Source organism: Ramlibacter montanisoli, from assembly GCF_013087525.1.
Lineage (GTDB): Bacteria > Pseudomonadota > Gammaproteobacteria > Burkholderiales > Burkholderiaceae_C > Ramlibacter > Ramlibacter montanisoli.
This window is the reverse complement of record NZ_JABFCS010000001.1, coordinates 829,931-846,059: the sequence shown is the minus strand read 5'-3', so window position 1 is coordinate 846,059 and position 16,129 is coordinate 829,931. Positions and strand designations below refer to the sequence as shown.

General features: G+C 66.2%; 19 protein-coding genes and 2 pseudogenes. 5 read left to right on the top strand and 16 right to left on the bottom strand.

Annotated elements, in window-relative coordinates; translation table 11 throughout:
* Positions 1-37: 37 nt before the first annotated feature.
* Positions 38-1,024: a Vgb family protein gene (locus HK415_RS04395; protein ID WP_253261762.1), complete on the top strand. Its 987-nt coding sequence runs from the start codon at positions 38-40 to the stop codon at positions 1,022-1,024.
* Positions 1,025-1,031: 7 nt separating this feature from the next.
* On the opposite strand, the gene HK415_RS04390 is transcribed toward HK415_RS04395, so the two are convergent.
* The 8 genes and pseudogenes from HK415_RS04390 to HK415_RS04355 form a co-directional block, all read right to left on the bottom strand.
* Positions 1,032-1,298 carry a hypothetical protein gene (locus HK415_RS04390; protein WP_171556911.1) on the bottom strand — a complete coding sequence of 89 codons (267 nt, stop codon included), beginning with the start codon at positions 1,296-1,298 and terminating at the stop codon, positions 1,032-1,034.
* Between the two features lie 25 nt (positions 1,299-1,323).
* Entirely contained in the window at positions 1,324-1,845 is a 522-nt protein-coding gene (locus HK415_RS04385) for a GNAT family N-acetyltransferase (RefSeq protein WP_171556910.1), read from the bottom strand.
* Positions 1,842-2,406: pseudogene (locus HK415_RS04380) on the bottom strand (dihydrofolate reductase family protein). The gene HK415_RS04385 and the pseudogene HK415_RS04380 overlap by 4 nt, the downstream one beginning before the upstream one ends.
* 77 nt (positions 2,407-2,483) lie before the next feature.
* Positions 2,484-2,684: a hypothetical protein gene (locus HK415_RS04375; RefSeq protein WP_171556909.1), complete on the bottom strand. Its 201-nt coding sequence runs from the start codon at positions 2,682-2,684 to the stop codon at positions 2,484-2,486.
* 158 nt (positions 2,685-2,842) lie between these two features.
* Complete coding sequence (locus HK415_RS04370) at positions 2,843-2,980, bottom strand: hypothetical protein (RefSeq protein ID WP_171556908.1); 138 nt, start codon at positions 2,978-2,980, stop codon at positions 2,843-2,845.
* Between the two features lie 48 nt (positions 2,981-3,028).
* The gene (locus tag HK415_RS04365; protein WP_309246574.1) at positions 3,029-3,196 is read right to left on the bottom strand and encodes a class I SAM-dependent methyltransferase; all 168 of its coding nucleotides are present in this window, start codon (positions 3,194-3,196) and stop codon (positions 3,029-3,031) included.
* 137 nt (positions 3,197-3,333) lie between these two features.
* A complete protein-coding gene (locus HK415_RS04360; RefSeq protein ID WP_171556907.1) occupies positions 3,334-4,059 on the bottom strand; it encodes a P-loop NTPase family protein in 726 nt (241 codons plus the stop codon).
* Positions 4,060-4,224: 165 nt separating this feature from the next.
* Positions 4,225-4,608 (bottom strand): hypothetical protein, encoded by a 384-nt coding sequence (locus tag HK415_RS04355; protein ID WP_171556906.1) that lies wholly within the window; start codon positions 4,606-4,608, stop codon positions 4,225-4,227.
* A 341-nt stretch (positions 4,609-4,949) separates the two neighbouring features.
* Here HK415_RS04355 and HK415_RS04350 point away from each other — a divergent pair, with 341 nt between their 5' ends.
* Entirely contained in the window at positions 4,950-5,336 is a 387-nt protein-coding gene (locus tag HK415_RS04350; protein ID WP_171556905.1) for a VOC family protein, read from the top strand.
* Here the strand turns inward: HK415_RS04350 and HK415_RS27510 are convergent.
* Positions 5,281-5,553: a PCC domain-containing protein gene (locus tag HK415_RS27510; RefSeq protein ID WP_507236447.1), complete on the bottom strand. Its 273-nt coding sequence runs from the start codon at positions 5,551-5,553 to the stop codon at positions 5,281-5,283. The two genes, HK415_RS04350 and HK415_RS27510, sit on opposite strands and share 56 nt — an antisense overlap.
* On the bottom strand, positions 5,537-5,878 hold the full coding sequence (locus tag HK415_RS04345) for a YciI family protein (protein WP_171556904.1): 342 nt from the start codon (positions 5,876-5,878) through the stop codon (positions 5,537-5,539). Before HK415_RS04345 ends, HK415_RS27510 begins: the two co-directional genes overlap by 17 nt.
* A gap of 632 nt (positions 5,879-6,510) precedes the next feature.
* Here HK415_RS04345 and HK415_RS04340 point away from each other — a divergent pair.
* A complete protein-coding gene (locus tag HK415_RS04340; RefSeq protein WP_253261761.1) occupies positions 6,511-7,662 on the top strand; it encodes an integrase core domain-containing protein in 1,152 nt (383 codons plus the stop codon).
* Between the two features lie 735 nt (positions 7,663-8,397).
* Here the strand turns inward: HK415_RS04340 and HK415_RS04335 are convergent.
* Together HK415_RS04335 and HK415_RS04330 are read right to left on the bottom strand one after the other, a co-directional pair.
* A complete protein-coding gene (locus HK415_RS04335; RefSeq protein WP_171556902.1) occupies positions 8,398-8,763 on the bottom strand; it encodes a hypothetical protein in 366 nt (121 codons plus the stop codon).
* A 217-nt stretch (positions 8,764-8,980) separates the two neighbouring features.
* Complete coding sequence (locus HK415_RS04330; protein WP_171556901.1) at positions 8,981-9,433, bottom strand: hypothetical protein; 453 nt, start codon at positions 9,431-9,433, stop codon at positions 8,981-8,983.
* 299 nt (positions 9,434-9,732) lie between these two features.
* Here HK415_RS04330 and HK415_RS04325 point away from each other — a divergent pair.
* Positions 9,733-10,728 (top strand): annotated as a pseudogene (locus HK415_RS04325) (integron integrase); the annotation flags it as partial.
* Positions 10,729-10,812: 84 nt separating this feature from the next.
* On the opposite strand, the gene HK415_RS04320 reads toward HK415_RS04325, so the two are convergent.
* Together HK415_RS04320 and HK415_RS04315 are read right to left on the bottom strand one after the other, a co-directional pair.
* The gene (locus HK415_RS04320) at positions 10,813-11,715 is read right to left on the bottom strand and encodes an SDR family oxidoreductase (protein ID WP_171556899.1); all 903 of its coding nucleotides are present in this window, start codon (positions 11,713-11,715) and stop codon (positions 10,813-10,815) included.
* A gap of 31 nt (positions 11,716-11,746) precedes the next feature.
* Positions 11,747-12,622 (bottom strand): DMT family transporter, encoded by an 876-nt coding sequence (locus HK415_RS04315; protein ID WP_171556898.1) that lies wholly within the window; start codon positions 12,620-12,622, stop codon positions 11,747-11,749.
* A gap of 137 nt (positions 12,623-12,759) precedes the next feature.
* Here HK415_RS04315 and HK415_RS04310 point away from each other — a divergent pair, with 137 nt between their 5' ends.
* A complete protein-coding gene (locus HK415_RS04310; RefSeq protein ID WP_171556897.1) occupies positions 12,760-13,230 on the top strand; it encodes a hypothetical protein in 471 nt (156 codons plus the stop codon).
* A 63-nt stretch (positions 13,231-13,293) separates the two neighbouring features.
* Here the strand turns inward: HK415_RS04310 and HK415_RS04305 are convergent, their stop codons facing one another.
* On the bottom strand, positions 13,294-14,844 hold the full coding sequence (locus HK415_RS04305; RefSeq protein WP_253262070.1) for a SpoVR family protein: 1,551 nt from the start codon (positions 14,842-14,844) through the stop codon (positions 13,294-13,296).
* Positions 14,844-16,121, bottom strand: a complete 1,278-nt coding sequence (locus HK415_RS04300; RefSeq protein ID WP_171556895.1) for a YeaH/YhbH family protein — start codon at positions 16,119-16,121, stop codon at positions 14,844-14,846. The genes HK415_RS04305 and HK415_RS04300 overlap by 1 nt, the downstream gene beginning before the upstream one ends.
* Positions 16,122-16,129 lie beyond the last annotated feature (8 nt).

Genomic DNA, 16,129 nt, shown 5'->3' with positions numbered 1-16,129 from the left:
GCTCAGAATGAGCCGGCCCGAACGCAGGAGTCCACGCATGCTGCCTTCCACCCTCAGCCGCCGCGCCGCACTGGCCCTCACCGCCGCCGCCGCCCTTCCCGCGCTGTCCTTCGCGCAGGCCACGCCGAGCCTGCAGTCCTGGAAGCTCGCGACCTCGCGCCGCACCGGCATCCACGACGTGGCGCCGGCGCCGGACGGCGGCGTCTGGTTCTCGGCCCAGGCCAGCGGCCATCTCGGCTGGTTCGATCCCGCCAGCGGGCGCACCGAGCTGATCGCGCTCGGCTCCGGGTCCTCGCCGCACGGCGTGATCCAGGGCCCGGACCGCGCCGCCTGGATCACCGACAGCGGGCAGAACGCCATGGTGCGCGTCACCTGGCCCGACCGCAAGGTGACGGTGTTCCCACTGCCCGCCGGCACGCCCTACGCCAACCTCAACACCTGCGCCTTCGACAAGGAGGGCAACTGCTGGTTCACCGGCCAGTCCGGTTTCGTGGGGCGGGTCGCCACCGGCAGCGGCGAGGTGTCGGTGAAGCAGTCGCCGCGCGGCCGCGGGCCCTATGGCATCTGCAGCACGCCTGCGGGCGACATCTGGTGGTGTTCGCTGGCCGGCTCCTTCATCGCGCAGATCGATCGCCGCACCGGCGACTCGCGGGTGGTGGAACCGCCCACGCGCAACCAGGGCGCGCGCCGCGTGTGGAGCGACAGCCGCGGCCGCATCTGGGTGTCGGAATGGAACAGCGGCCAGGTCTCGGTGCACGACCCCGCGGCCAACAGCTGGCGCGCCTGGAAGGTGCCGGGGAACGATCCGCGGATCTACGCCGTGTACGTGGACGAACGCGACATCGTCTGGCTGAGCGACTTCGGCGGCAACGCGATGTGGTCCTTCGACCCGCGCAGCGAGAAGTTCGACAGGATCGCCATGCCGCGCGACAGCGCCAACGTGCGCCAGATCCTGGGCCGCAAGGGCGAGGTGTGGCTGCCCGAAAGCGGCACGGAACACATCGCGGTGATCCGCACCGCCTGAGCGGCGGCTACTGCTGCAGCACGTACACCAGGCCGAAGGCGCCCACGGACAGCGTGCGGTCGCCGGCGGTGGTGTACGAGGCCAGGCCCAGCGAGTGGTAGTTGGAGGCGAAGGCCGCCAGCGCGCCCATGCCCAGCGCGCGCGCCACCGGGCTGCGCTGCCCCATCGTGTCCTTGATCTTCTGCCGGTGCCGCTCGGGCGAGGGATTGAGCACGAGCGCCAGCAGGAGGGCGGCGACCGGGATGCCGAGGGTGAGGGCGAGGTTTCTGCGCATGGATTTCAGGCGTGGATGGAATGGGTCAGTCGTCGTGGGGCGTGCGCGGAGTATCCAGCACCAGCTGCCAGAAGCCCAGGTCCAGCCAGCGGCCGAACTTGAAGCCCGCCTGGCGGATGGTGCCCGCAGCTTCGAAGCCGAGCGACTCGTGCAGCGCGATGCTCACGCGATTGTCCCTGTCGATGCCGGCCACGATCACGTGGTAGTCCTGGGCGCGGGCGCGCTCGATCAGCGCGCGCATCAGCACGCGCGCGATGCCCTTGCCGCGGTGGGCCTTGTGCACGTACACCGCGTTCTCCACCGTGTACTTGTAGGCCGGCCAGGCGCGGAAGCTGCCGTAGCTGGCGTATCCGAGCAGCTCGCCGCCGTCCGACTCGGCGCCGATGACCGGATAGCCCTTGTCCACCTTGGCCTTGAACCAGCCCACCATCGATTCGGGCGGCCGCGGGTGGTAGTCGTAGAGGGCCGTGGAAGTGACGATCGCCTCGTTCATGATGGCGAGGATCGCGCCGGCATGCGCGTCGTAGCTGCAGTCCACCAGTTTCATGCGGACCTCCCCTTCGGGACCTCGTAGCGCAACTCCGCGAAACCGGGGCCGAACTGCTGCACGCCGGTGAGCTTCAGCGACGGCGAGGTGATGCGGCGCGGCAGCAGCGGCTTGCCCGCTCCCAGCGTCACCGAACCGACCTGCACGATGATCTCGTCCAGCAGGCCGGCATCGTGGAACTGGCCCACCAGTCCGCCGCCGCCCACGATCCACACGTTCTTCTCGCCCGCCGCGGCGCCGCATCTGCGCGTGCACCGGCCGCACGTCGCCGCGCACCAGGCGGATGTCCGCGCCCGGCACCAGCGGCAGCGCGCGGCTGGAGAACACCCAGGTGGCTTGCGTGTAAGGCCAGGCGCCCGGCTGGGCGGACCCCGGCTTGACCACGTGCCGCAGCATCCACTCGTAGGTGGCGGAGCCCATCGCCAGGGCGCCGACCTGCCGGATGAATTGCGGGTAGCTGGTGTCGTTGACGTCGCCCAGCGGGAACAGCCATTCGAGCGAATCGTCCTCGGTGGCGATGAAGCCGTCCAGGCTGCTGGCGGTGTAGTACTGGGTGCGCATGAAGACCAATGTAGGACCTGCGCGAGGAGGCCGCAACTCCTTCCCGGGTCGCGGCCAAGGGTGGTCGCCGGACGCGGCTACTTGCCGGCCGCGCGCTGCGGCCTGTGCCTTTGGGCGATGGTGCGCGCCTCGGCCTGCAGGCGCGCCTGCACTTCGGCCAGCTTGCGCTGGCTGGCGCGGCGCGCTTGCGCCGCCATCGGGTCGAAGCGGCCGTTCACGTAATTGGCCGCGTTCTCTTCGGGAAACTCCTCGAAGCTGTCAGTCCACTGCTGTCCCATGACTGTCCTCCTGTGTCCGCGCAGACTAGACAAGGCCCATGCGCAGCGCAAGCTGGAGCGGCCGCCGAATGCGTGAAACGTTGGGAAGTCACCGCGCAAGGCGCTGGACGGCGCGTGCCGGGGCGTGGACGGAACGCGGGTTCCGCAGGAACAAATTGTCACGCGTCGCGGGCCGGCGGGCCGAGCGCGCAGGACGGGTCGCAGCGGACGCGCAGTTCGCCCACGCAGGCTTCGGCCTCCGGAACCTCGAGCGCGAACGCGGACAAGGCGGCGACGAGGCCGGCAGCTGCGGTCATGGCCGCATGGGCCGGACGTCGGGACTCACCCGCGGGATCGCCGCGTAGTCACGGACCGAGAAGATCGCGAGGCCCCCGCGCCTGCAAACCGCGCCTGTGCAGCTCCTGCCGCAGGCGCTCGAGCGCGCCCGGCGAGAGGTCGGACGCGGTGAGCTCGTAACCCTTCTCGGCCAGCCCGAGCACCTGGGTGCCGATGCCGCAGGCCGCATCGAGCACGCGGGCGCCTGCGACGATGCCGCCCTGCTCCAGCAGCTGGGCGAGTGCGGCGCCCTGCCTCTGGATCGAAGCTTCCCAGTCCGCGTACAGCAGGTGCTAATACGGAGCGAGCTTGTCGTAGAAGGGGGCGACGGTGTTCATGGAGTGGGAGGCGGAGAGAGCGGCACCCGGGCTTGCCGCAACACCTCGTCGACCTGCGTGTAGTACGCAGGCCAATTGCCGCCGTCAGTTTCGATGGCGAGTTTGCGACAGTCAAGCGCCTCGAACAGCGTGTCCGTGAGCGACCGGTAGTCCTGGTACATGGAAGTGAGCCCGCCCAAGCCCGCGAACAGCCGGCGCGTGGCGTAGGGCGAATGCAGTTTCCAGCCAAGCTGGTAGGCCTCCCATCGGGGGCCGCGGGCCTGGAAGACCGTGCGCATGGCACGCCCCACATCGTGCTGGCGCAGGTAGACCAGCGTCGGATCCAGCGGCGCGAGCACGCGCATCAGGTCGGCGGCGTGCACCGCGATGTCGGCGGGCGCCATCTCCATCATGAACAGGTTGCTCAGGTCGCCGTGGAACAGCTGGCCATCCATGACCGTGAAGACCTCGTCGGCGAGACGCCCTTGCACGTACCTCGCCCACTTCTCGCGTATGCGCAGCGAGAGTTCGGATGCAGAGACCAGGCTCCACGGCCGGAAAGGATCGGCGAGGTCGTCGGAAGCTCGCACGGGATGGGGATCCGCCGCTTCCGTGTACGCGGCGACCTGCAGCCCCGACGCGGCGATGCGCTCGCCGTAACGGCGGGTGGCCGTGGACTTCCCGGATCCCATGATCCCTTCGAAGATCAGAAGGCGGCAGGATGCGGGCGGCGGCCACGTCAAGCTTCGTTCCTCCCGACGGCAGCGGTCAGCGTGCCCTGGTGGAATCGCATCAACGCGCGGAACTCCGGGTGCAGCAGCGCGCCCAGGGCAACCGGGTCGCGCCTGACTTCGGGACTATGCAGCGTGACCTCCAGGGCGCATGCGCGCGGCAACGCCCCGCCAGGATCACTTCGCCGGCTTCTTCGGCGCCCTGCGCGCGGCTTCCAGCGCTTCCGCCTTCTCCGCGTGCTTCTCGGCGCGGGACTTGTGCGGCTTGGTCTTCTTCGTCTCCTTGGCGGCCTGCGCTTCCTTCGTCACCTTCTTGTCCTTCGCCTGCGGGTGGTGCGTGCGCACCAGCCGGTCGAGCGCGCTCGGCTTGGGCAGCAGGGCCTGCGCCTTGCGTTTGTCCCGTTCTTCCTTGAGCGCCCGGCGTTCCTCGATCAGGGCGGCCTCGGCCTCGGACGGCTGCTTGTCCTTGCCGCCCGCGTCCTGGCGGCTCATCATTGCGCGATGCAGGGCCTGGCCGTTGGCGGCAATCTTCTTGTTGACGGATGAAATGCGGATCGGCATGGGTCAGCTCCTCGGGGGTGGTGGGAGGCCACTGTAGGCCAGGCGGGCGCGCGACGCCAGACTCTTCATGCATCGCGGCGCCGCGAGTCATGCATGAGATGCCGTCAACGCACGCATGACGCGAGTGACGCATCAGCCACGGCAATAGCCCTCGCCTGCCCTCACCACAAGGCAGTCGGATTTCCCAGCGTTGGAAGGCGCACAAGCGTGGGGTCTGGGGACGCCTGACCTTGGACGACCGGCGGCACTGGCATGGCTGGAATACGGCGGAATGTACGCCTAAGCTGGATGCGCTCGATCAACGGCCGCCAGCCTGGCTGCTGCGAGTGAAAGGAGCCACGATGCTGACCAACTCTGCTGTCACGACGATGCTGCCGGTGATTGACCTCGACCGTGCACGGGCGTTCTACGAGGGGTGCCTGGGCCTGACGCGGGGAGAGTTGCGACCCGACGGGAAGTTCGTCTATGAGGTAGGCGGCAGCCGGCTGGCCCTGTTCCCGAAGCCCGATGGCACCAAGGCTGACCATACGGCGATCAGCTTTCAGGTTGCGGACATTGCCGGAAGCATCGATGAATTGAAGCGCAAGGGAGTCGTGTTCGAGGACTACGATTTCCCGGGCCTCAAGACAGTCAATCATGTCTGCGTGCTCGGCGCGGAGAAGGCTGCCTGGTTCAAGGATCCCGAGGGCAACTACCTCTGCCTCCACGAAGACGTTCCGCTTGCGTGACGCCTGGGCGTAGATTCGTCAAATCCAGGCCGCCGATACCGGAAACGACAAAGGCCGCCTCGGCGCCTTGCCTGGTCGCGGCGTCCTCGAGCGCTCCGCGGAGATCCGCGCCAGGATGCAGGCGTAGCGGGAGGAACCGCGATCGAGTCCCGGGGTGCGTGATGGGGGACAGGCCGCGTGACGTTGGAGTTGATCGATTCTCAACTCTCAGGGTCATGGTGGAACTCGCGGAGTTCCTGCGCGCAGCGGCAGGCTTTGGCGAGCTTCGCGGCCCACGTGATGGCGGCGTCTCGGGACGGGAGCTCCAGGACGCAAAAGCCGCCGGAGAGCTCCTTGCTCTGTGGATAGGTACCGTGTGCGACACCCCCGTCGGCAGCGACCATCAGCGGCTCAACGTCCGCGTTGATCCCACCACCGAACACGTAGGCGCCGGCATGCTTCGCCTCGCGTATGACCGCCCGCGATGCCTCGCCGACTTCGACCCAGTCTTCGTCCGGGATGTCCATCGCCGGCGCGGGGAAGGAGATCAAGTACTTCGTCATGGTCTGCTCCTCTGGCGGCAACCTGAATGCTTGTTGCGAGGCGGCATCCCCACCCGCAACTCCGCTAGGTGAAGGTGTCCACCAAACCGATGCAAGCTCCACGTCCGTGTCGATCGACTTGTTAGACCGCACGACGATCGGAGCGCTGTGAAACAGACTCATGCGAGGAAGGCTTCGACGGTCAAGATGGCCAAGAGGATAGTCATTGCAAGGAAGATCCAGGCAAGCGCTGCTGTTCCGAGCAGCGGATATCGCATTAACCGGTAGTTTCGCTCCTGTTCCACCAAGGGTAAATGGTCCTGCCCTCGCTTCCATTCCCGCGGCCAGAAACGAGCCGACGGCTCCTTCATTGGCCCTCCGAAACGAAACGCGTCCACCGTCAGCGCAGCGCAGGCACCTGTGAGGATTAGGAGCAGCCAAGGCCACATGCGGTCTAACGTAGAAGTGACCGGCGGACAGTAGGCTGGCGAAAGCCAGCCGATAGGACGTCCGCGTCGACTGCCATGTTAGGCAACTCCCCGGTACGACCGGGGCGGATAGGTGACACTTTCCTCGGGGCGGATGGGTAACACACCGATGGACCATGGGATCCGGACTGGAGGATCCCTATGCCATGGAGTGAGGCCACTGCAATGGGTGAGAGAAAGAAGTTCATTGACGATCTGCTGGATCGGCGGTACTCGGTAAGCGAACTCTGCGCCAAGTATGGCATCAGCCGCAAGACCGGCTACAAGTGGATCGAGCGATTCAGGCTCGAAGGGGTGCAGGGCCTGGAGGACCGCAGCCATGCGCCTGCGGTGGTGCACAACCGCACCAGACCGGAGATCGAACAGGCGCTGATTGCCGCCAGGCACCGGCACCCGACCTGGGGCCCGGCCAAGCTGCTTTATGAGGTGGGCCAGAAGCAGCCGCAGTGGCTGCTGCCACACGAGTCGACGGTGTGCGACATCCTCAAGCGCAATGGGCTGGTGCGAGCGCGGGTTCGTCGGCGTCCTTACGGCCATCCAGGTCGGCCGACGCAGGAAATTGCCCGCCCGAACGACTGCTGGAGCGCCGACTTCAAGGGCCAGTTTCGGCTGGGCAACGGCCAGTACTGCTACCCCCTGACTGTGACCGACAACTACAGCCGCTACCTCTTGGAGGTGCGTGGACTCAACGGAACGGTGCACGACGACAGCAAGCGCGTGTTCGCGAGGCTGTTCAAGGAATACGGGCTGCCAGCGCGAATCCGAACAGACAACGGCGTGCCGTTCGCCGCAGCGAGCTTAGGCCGATTGAGCCGGCTGTCGGTATGGTGGATCAAGCTGGGCGTACTGCCCGAGCTGATCGAGCCGGGCAAACCGCAGCAAAACGGCCGCCATGAGCGCATGCACAAGACGCTCAAGGACGAGACCACGATGCCGCCGGCGTACAGCCTGGCCGGCCAGCAGAGAAAGTTCGATCACTTCCGCGGCGAATTCAATGACGAGCGCCCTCACGAAGCGCTGGACATGACGCCACCGGCGAGCTGGTACCAGCCTTCCAATCGCAGCATGCCGGACAAGCTGCTCGAACCAGACTACCCCGACAGATTCGAAGTGCGATTGGTCAGCGGAAACGGAGGTGTTCGATGGCGCCAGCACTGGGTCAATGTGACCAGCGTGCTGGTGGGCGAGTACATCGGATTTGAAGAAATGGCCGATGGACTATGGGACGTCTACTTCGGTCCGATGCGAATCGGCCGCTTCCACGAAAGGCTACTCAGAATCGAAGACAGCCTTAGTAAACTTAAACGACGCGTGTAACCCATCCGAGGGGGATTCTTGTCACCTATCCGCCCGGTCGCTCACCCGCAGAAACTGAGACATGAATGCCTCGACGTCATTTCCGGTGAGACCGTCGAACTCATACGGATTTCCAAGGGCAACCTCATGCACGGTAGATGCGAACTCTCGAAGGGCCGCAAAGTACTCTACGTCCGTGCCCTCTTCGAACTCTCCAAGCGATTCTCCTGTCGAAATGATCTCAAGATCATTGTGAGAGAGCAATCTGTTTCTCGCCCCGCGAACTGCATCGGCTAAAGGCATCAACCGGCCTCTCATCTCCGTGAGTCGCTCGCGTACTTCGTCGGTCCAGCCACCACATTCGAGGACATAGTCAATCGTGAGATTCCACCGGCCGGCTTGTTTGGGGGATCGTGTAGCTTTGCGACCTCGTGCAGCCAGTGCGCCTGCAGAATGCGTTCGAGCCTATGGAAGAAGTGTGCATGCCTCGGCTCGAATAGCGACTCCCTCTTTGGATTTTCGTCGAAGAGTCCCTTCCGCAGGTGCCAGCACTGTTCGGCCCAGTCGCAGTACTGGCAAAACTTTAGGACCTCAATTGGCGAGAGCGCTGGCAAAGCTGTCTAACGTAAAGGTGACCGGCACGTTGCGGCAAGGCGCCGCGAGGTGCAGGATATCCAACAGCGCCTCGCGGCGCCTTGCTGCAACGTGTCCGAGTCGACCGTTCTGTTAGACAGCACGCTCACGTGCCAACGCGCGTCAGCAGGCTCCACCCCCGCCAACGCATCCGCCAATAAAGCAAGCGAACGAAGCGTATGGAATGGTGTAGTCCCACCAGTCAGTCACTGCACGCTTGTCGTCTTCATCCTGAATCTGGTCCCACGTGGCCTTATCGGCGTAGTACTTGTCCACGTCAACCTTCCAGGCGTCGAAGAGGTTGCGCATGTGGTGGAACGTCTTGGCAGTTGCGATTCCAACCAGAACGACACCGAGGATGAAAAGTGACAGGGCAACCTTCGCCCCGAGCATTCCAATGGCGGCGGGTGCAGCCCCAGAAAGCTCAGAGTGGCGATTGCGCCGCCTGAGTTCGTTAGCAACAAGTACTTGAGCGCTCGCTCTGACCACTCCTTGTCCAGTTCGTACAACTGCGTCCAGCGTTGCTGGATACGTGCCCCGAGCACTTCCCTCGTGCCTTGATCTTGTTCTGAAAGGAGTTTCATGCGCCGATTGTGCTGTCTAACGTTGAAGTTGACCGGCACGCAGCGGCATTGCGCCGCGAGGCGTACGCTCACCAGGACGCTTCGCGGCGCAATGCCGCTGCGTGTCCGTGTCGAACGACCAGTTAGATTGCATGTAACGCACGGCCCTTTCGCATCATTGCAGGATTCAGCCGTTCGACCCCGTCGAAGGAGGACTTGTACGCCTCCACACCCCACTCCCACGCCTCAAGCACCCGAAACTCACGGTCGTAGAGTACCCAGATCAAGCGGTCCCAGTCGTAGTTTGAAGCTTTAGGAACCTTTGTGATCATGGAGCCAGGCTTCCCACTCGGGCGGCACGCCTTGACCTGATACCGGATACCGTTGTGACGGAAATCGACGCCGCGAGTTACCGCCGTGCGCCCGACCCCATCGTGTGACAGTGATTCGGGAGAGTGACCGACGAGCCGCGCCGCGTCGTATTCGGAGATGACACTCGTTATCGCAGGGGCCACGCCGTAGCGCTGCTCCCATTCCAAAGCGACGGCAATCAATGCAGCGCGCAGTTCGTCGGCGTCCAGGGACTGTGGTTGCATGGTGCTGCTTGGCGTGCAATCTAACTTGATTTAGACCACCACCCCACCGAATAACACCAACACCACTGCATCGTCCTTCCCTCCCCGATCATCGCAACTCATTGATTTATATCCGTCTTGCGGCGCCCCACCAACGAGCCATCCGCCTAAACGGACCAAACCCCGCAAGTGCGCGGAATAACATCTGAACCCCACTTGTCCGCGGTTCGGAAGGGGCTTGCGCCACGCGCCTCGCAGCGCGATACTGTATGCGTGTACAGCCATAACAACGCCGCCAAAGTCCGCAAGCTCGCCCCCGCCCGGCGTTGCAGGCAACCCGCATCCTGGGCCAGTTGCGCGAGCGGCTTCGCTACTTGCATTACAGCCTTCGCACGGAGGAAAGCTACGTTTACTGGGTCCGCTTTTTCATCCAGTTCCACGGTCTGCGCCATCCGCGCGAAATGGGCCAGCCGGAGGTGGAGTCGTTCCTCACCATGCTGGCGACCGGGCGGCGCGTGTCCGTCTCGACGCACCGCCAGGCGCTGAGCGCGCTGCTGTTCCTGTATCGGGAAGTGCTCGATCAGCAGCTCCCATGGCTCGCGGAGCTGGGTCGTCCCGTCCCGAAGAAGCGGATCCCCAGCGTGCTCACCGTCGCCGAGGTCGAACGCGTGCTCGCCTTCTTGGAGGGCGAAGCCGCCTTGCTGGCGCGTCTGCTGTACGGCACCGGCATGCGGCTGATGGAGGCGCTCAGCCTGCGCGTAAAGGACGTCGACTTTGCGCGGGCCCTGATCATCGTGCGCGAAGGAAAGGGCGGGAAGGACCGGGTGGTCATGCTGCCGCGCACGCTCGTCGAGCCGCTGCGCGAACAGCTTCGGCATTCTCACCTTCTCTGGACCGCCGATCGCGCAGCCGGCCGGGCCGGCGTGCACCTGCCGCATGCGCTGGAGGCGAAGTACCCGCGCGCGGGCCAGTCGTGGCCCTGGCACTGGGTCTTTCCCTCGCCGCGCCTGTCGCTGGATCCGCGGGACGGGCTGGAGCGACGGCATCACGTGTTCGAAGAGCGCGTGGCCCGCGCGCTCAAGCGCGCCGTGGCGCAGGCCGGCATCGCGAAGCCGGTGTCCGTCCACACGCTGCGCCACAGTTTCGCCACCCACCTGCTGCAGGCCGGCACGGACATCCGCACCGTGCAGGAGCTGCTGGGCCACTCCGACGTAAGCACCACCATGATCTACACGCACGTGCTCAAGATCGCCGCCGGCGGCACCTGCAGCCCGCTGGACACCCTGCTCGTGCAGCGCGCCCCCGGCGCCTCCTAGCCCGCGGGCTCCGGCGCGCCGAGCAGGTTCGCATCCCTCGCCACAACCAGCGCCCACTCGCCGCAGACCTGCAGTGCTTCTGCTTCAGCGCTGCGCCCGGTCCTTTGCGTTCTGCGACTCGATGCGCTCGCGCGCTTCCTGCCAGTCCGCCTCGCTCCACGAGCGCAGCTCGTAGAAATTGCCGCCGGTGGCCAGTGCGTTGCCGCCGTCCATCATGATGCTCTGGCCGGTGAGCCAGTCGCACTGGCCGGGTGCCATCAGGAAGGCCGCCAGGTTCTGCAGCTCGCTCATCCTGCCTTCGCGTGCCATCGGGTTGTTCTTGCGGCTGCGCGCGCCCGGCTCCTCGCCGGGGTTGAGGCGCTTGCTCATGCCTTCGGTGGGGATCTCGCCCGGGCCCACCGCGTTCAGGCGGATGCCATGGCGCGCCCACTCCACCGCGAGCGACTTGGTCATGACGTCGATGCCTGCCTTGCTCATCGCGGAGGGGACGACGTAGGGACTGCCGTTGTCCACCCAGGTGGTGATGATGCTCATCACGCTGCGACAGGGTTGGCCCGGCTTCCACTCCCCTGCCCGCGCCTGCGCGATCCAGCGCTTGCCCACGGCCTGCGTCACGTAGAAGCTGCCGTGGAAGACGATGTTGGCGATGGCGTCGAAGGCGCGCGGCGACAGGCTCTCCGTGGGCGCGATGAAGTTGCCGGCCGCGTTGTTCACGAGGCCCGTGAGCCCGCCGCTGTCGAACAGGGCCTGCACCAGCTCGTCGACCGCCTGCGCCACGCGGATGTCCACGCCGAAGGTGTCGACCCGGCGGCCGGGAAAGCGCTCGCGCCATGCGGCCGCGGTCTCGTCGCACACGGCCTGGCGGCGCCCGCAGATGGCGACATCGCCGCCGAGGGAGAGGAAGTGCTCGGCCATGGCCTTGCCCAGGCCGGTGCCGCCACCCGTGACCAGGATGCGCTGGCCCGCGAACAGATCGCTTGCGTACATGCTTTCTCCTTGCGCGCGAGGATGGGGCACTCTACCTTTTCGAGAGCGCGAGGAACAGCGCACTCCCGCAGCACGCCATGGCCCCGAGCTGGAAGGGGCCCAACGGCTCGGCGTGCACGATGGCGCCGGTCACCATCGCGACGATGGGCACCATCACCGACGAGATGCCGGCGACGCTCGCCGGCAGCAGCCCGACGATGGCGAACCAGCTCAGGTTGCCGATCGCCATGGGCACCACCGTGATGTAGCCGATCACCAGCACGGTCTGCCAGGACGGCATGAACCACTCTCCCCGCCCCAGCCAGAGCGCGCCCACCCACAGCGGCGCCGCCGCGATCAGCAGCTGCCAGCCGGTGAGCACCAGCGCAGGCACCGGCACGTTGGCGCGCTTGAGGATCACCGTGCCGAGGGCCCAGCCCAGGCCGGCGGTGAGCCCGAGCAGGAAGCCGGCGGGCGCATCGCGGTAGGCCTCGCGCGCCGGGATCATCAGCAGGACGACGCCCACGGCGGCCAGCGCCATGGCCAGCAGCATGCGGCGCGCCGGCTTCTCGCCGAACAGCGCCCACACCACCAGCACGGTCCACAGCGGCATGGTGAAGCCCAGGATGGCCGCCTGGCCGGAGGGGATGAGGATCGCCGCGTAGGTGCTCGCGAGGTTCCACACCACCAGGTAGATCACGGCCGCCGCCGTGACGGCGGCCCAGTGCGCGCGCGGGATCACGGTCGACATGCCGCGCATGCGCGCGAACGCGAGCAGGAAGATGCCGGCGCCGGTCAGGCTCACGGCGCGGAAGGTCCACACGGACACTTCGCGCACGGCCAGGGGAAAGAGGGACCAGTTGGTGCCCCACACGATGGTCAGGATGAGCACGAGGGGCAGTGCCCTCGCCGCGGGGGTGCGCTGCATGGACGGGCATCATGCCATCCCGCGTGCTCGTCCTTTGCGGGACGGCCCAGCGGAGTAACCGAGGGACTAACTAATGTGATTGCGGCGGCGCCGCGGCGGTGCTAATTTGGCGCACTTCGTCCCTCCCGGAGCCTTCCATGCGCATCGGAACTTCCCTGATCGCCATCGCCGCCTTCGCCGCCGGGCCGGTCTTCGCGCAGGCGCTCGGCACGGTGACCACCGTGAACGGCGTGGCCACCTTCACCACCAGCACCGGCAATGCGGCGCTGGTCGCCGGCACGCCGATCCTCCACGGCTCCCGCGTCGTGACGACGTCCGCTTCTTCCGCCACCCTGCGCATGAACAACGGGTGCACGGTAAACGTGCCGCCAGGCCACGGCGTGACCGTGCTTTCCACGCAGACCTGCGCGCAACTCCAGGCGGCCGTGCAACCCGTGCTGCCGGTGGCGGGCAACCCGCCCTCCACGGCCGTCATGGGCCAGTCGCGTTCCGGGATGCTGGCGGGCATGGATCCCGTGGTCGGACTCTGGATCGCCGGCATCGTGCTCGCCGTCATCGAAGACTGGCGGAATGACGACTCCCCGCCGCCGCCGCTGAGCGCCCAATAGGACGCGCTTGCGCCATGAAGAAAGCGCCGCATCGCGGCGCTTCTTCCTTTCCCGTCGCCGCACTCAGTGGTGCGCCGGCGGCGTCACTTCCCAGTGCTGCATCACGCGGTCGTGGCCGTCCACGCTCTCCAGCCGCACGCGGAAGCCCCACAGGCGCGCCACGTGCTTCACCACTTCCTCCGCGCTGTTGTCCAGCGGGCGGTCGGCGTTGCGGATGTGGCGCAGGGTCAGCGAGCGGTCGCCGCGGGCGTTGACGTTCCACACCTGGATGTTGGGTTCGCGCCAGCCCAGGTCGTGCTGCCGCGACAGCGCTTCGCGCAGGCGGCGGTAGCCGTTCTCGTCGTGGATGGCGGAGACTTCCAGTTCCGACTGCGCCGCGTCGTCCAGCACCGCGAACAGGCGCATCTCGCGCATCAGCTTGGGCGAGAGGTACTGGCCGATGAAGCTCTCGTCCTTGAAGTGGCGCATGGCGTAGTCCAGCGACTTCACCCAGTCGGTGCCGGCCAGGTCGGGGAACCACTGGCGGTCTTCGTCGGTGGGCTTCTCGCAGATGCGACGGATGTCCGTGAACATCGAGAAGCCCAGCGCGTACGGGTTGATGCCGCTGTAGCCCGGGTGCGTGATCGGCGGCTGGAACACCACGTTGGTGTGCGAGGACAGGATCTCCATCATGTAGCCGTCCGAGAGCCTGCCCTCGTCGTACATGGTGTTGAGCAGCGTGTAGTGCCAGAACGTGGCCCAGCCCTCGTTCATCACCTGCGTCTGCCGCTGCGGATAGAAGTACTGCGCGATCTTGCGCACGATGCGCACGATCTCGCGCTGCCAGGGCTCCAGCAGCGGCGCGTTCTTCTCGATGAAGTACAGGATGTTCTCCTGCGGCTCCTCGGGGAAGCGGCGCGTCTTCTTCTCGGCGGCCTTGCCCGCCTTGGCCGGCAGCGTGCGCCACAGGTCGTTGACCTGCTGCTGCAGGTAGGCCTCGCGGTCCTTGCGGCGGTTTTCCTCTTCCACCATCGAGATCTTCTGCGGCCGGCGGTAGCGGTCCACGCCGTAGTTCATCAGCGCGTGGCAGGCGTCCAGCACCTGTTCCACCGCGTCGATGCCGTGGCGCTCCTCGCATTCGGTGACGAAGCTCTTGGCATAGACCAGGTAGTCGATGATCGAGCTGGCGTCCGTCCACATGCGGAACAGGTAGTTGCCCTTGAAGAAGGAGTTGTGCCCGAAGCAGGCATGCGCCATCACCAGCGCCTGCATCGGCATCGTGTTCTCCTCCATCAGGTAGGCGATGCACGGATCGGAGTTGATGACGATCTCGTAGGCCAGGCCCATGTGGCCGCGGCGGTAGCTCTTCTCGCTCTGGATGAAGTGCTTGCCGTAGGACCAGTGGCGGTAGTTCACCGGCATGCCCACCGAGGCGTAGGCATCGAGCATCTGCTCCGCGGTGATCAGCTCCAGCTGCGTCGGGTAGGTGTCCAGCCCGAAGCGTTCCGCGGTGGCGCGGATCGCCTGGAAGTAGGTCTCGATCAGCTCGAAGTTCCAGTCGGACGGGCTGGGCAGCCGCTTCGCGTCGTCCTTGGGCTTCTTGACGTCGGAGGGTGTCAGGAGTGCGTCTTCCATCATGCCGCCTGGGGTGTCTTCTTGAAGAGGTCGCGGAACACCGGGAAGATCTGCGACGGGGTCACGATCTTCTGCATGGCGAACTGCGGGTTGGCGTCACGCACGCGCGTGTACTCCTCCCACAGGTTCTGGTCCTCGTCGGCCACCTGCACGTAGGCGTAGTAGCGAACGAGCGGCAGGATCTTGCTGTCCAGGAGCTCGCGGCACTTGGACGAGTCCTGCTGCCAGTTGTCGCCGTCCGAGGCCTGGGCGCCGTAGATGTTCCACTCGCTGCCCATGTAGCGCGAGCGGATGATGTCGTTCATCAGCGTGAGCGCCGAGGACACCACGGTGCCGCCGCTTTCGGTGGCGTGGAAGAACTCGTCCTCGGTCACTTCGGCCGCCTGCGTGTGGTGGCGGATGAAGACCACTTCGGTCTTCTCGTAGTGGCGCGAGAGGAACAGGTACAGCAGGATGAAGAAGCGCTTGGCGAGGTCCTTGCGCGATTCGTCCATGGAGCCGGACACGTCCATCAGGCAGAACATCACCGCCTTGCTGGTCGGCTTGGGCTCGCGCACGCGGTTGCGGTAGCGCAGGTCGAAGGGATCCAGGAAGGGAACCCGCTTCATGCGCTCGCGCAATTCGGCGACCCGCTTGCGCAGCACTTCCACTTCGGGCGGCGGGCCTTCCGGCCGGCGTTCCAGGTCTTCCAGCTGGCGTTCGGCCTGCTTCAGTTCGGTGCGGGCGTCGCCGCCCATGGCGATGCGGCGGGCCAGGCCCACGCGCATGGAGCGCACCACGTGCAGGCTGGTGGGATTGCCTTCGGAGACATAGCCGGCGCGCCGCAGCTTCCACTCCGGCACGTCGGCCAGCAGCTGCGTGCGGATCATGCGGGGCAGCGCCAGGTCGTCGAAGAAGTAGTTCATGAACTCTTCGCGGCTGATGCGGAAGACGAAGTCGTCCTCGCCCTGCCCGTCCTGGCTGGCACCGCTGCCGCCGGAGCCGCCACCGCCGCCGCCCTGCGGCCGCTGGATGCGGTCGCCGCGGATGTATTCCTCGTTGCCCGGGTGCACCATCTCCCGGCTGCCGCCGGGCGCGTGGCCGAAGGTCGGCTCGGTCACGTCCCGCCTGGGCAGGGTGATGTCCGCGCCGTCCTCGATGTCCCTGATGCTGCGGTCGCCCACCGCCTTGCGCACGGCTTCCTTGATCTGCTCGCGGTAGCGGCGCAGGAAGCGCTCTCGGTTGCCTATCGACTTGTTCTTGCCCGACAGGCGGCGGTCGATGACCTGGTGGAGCATGGACCGCT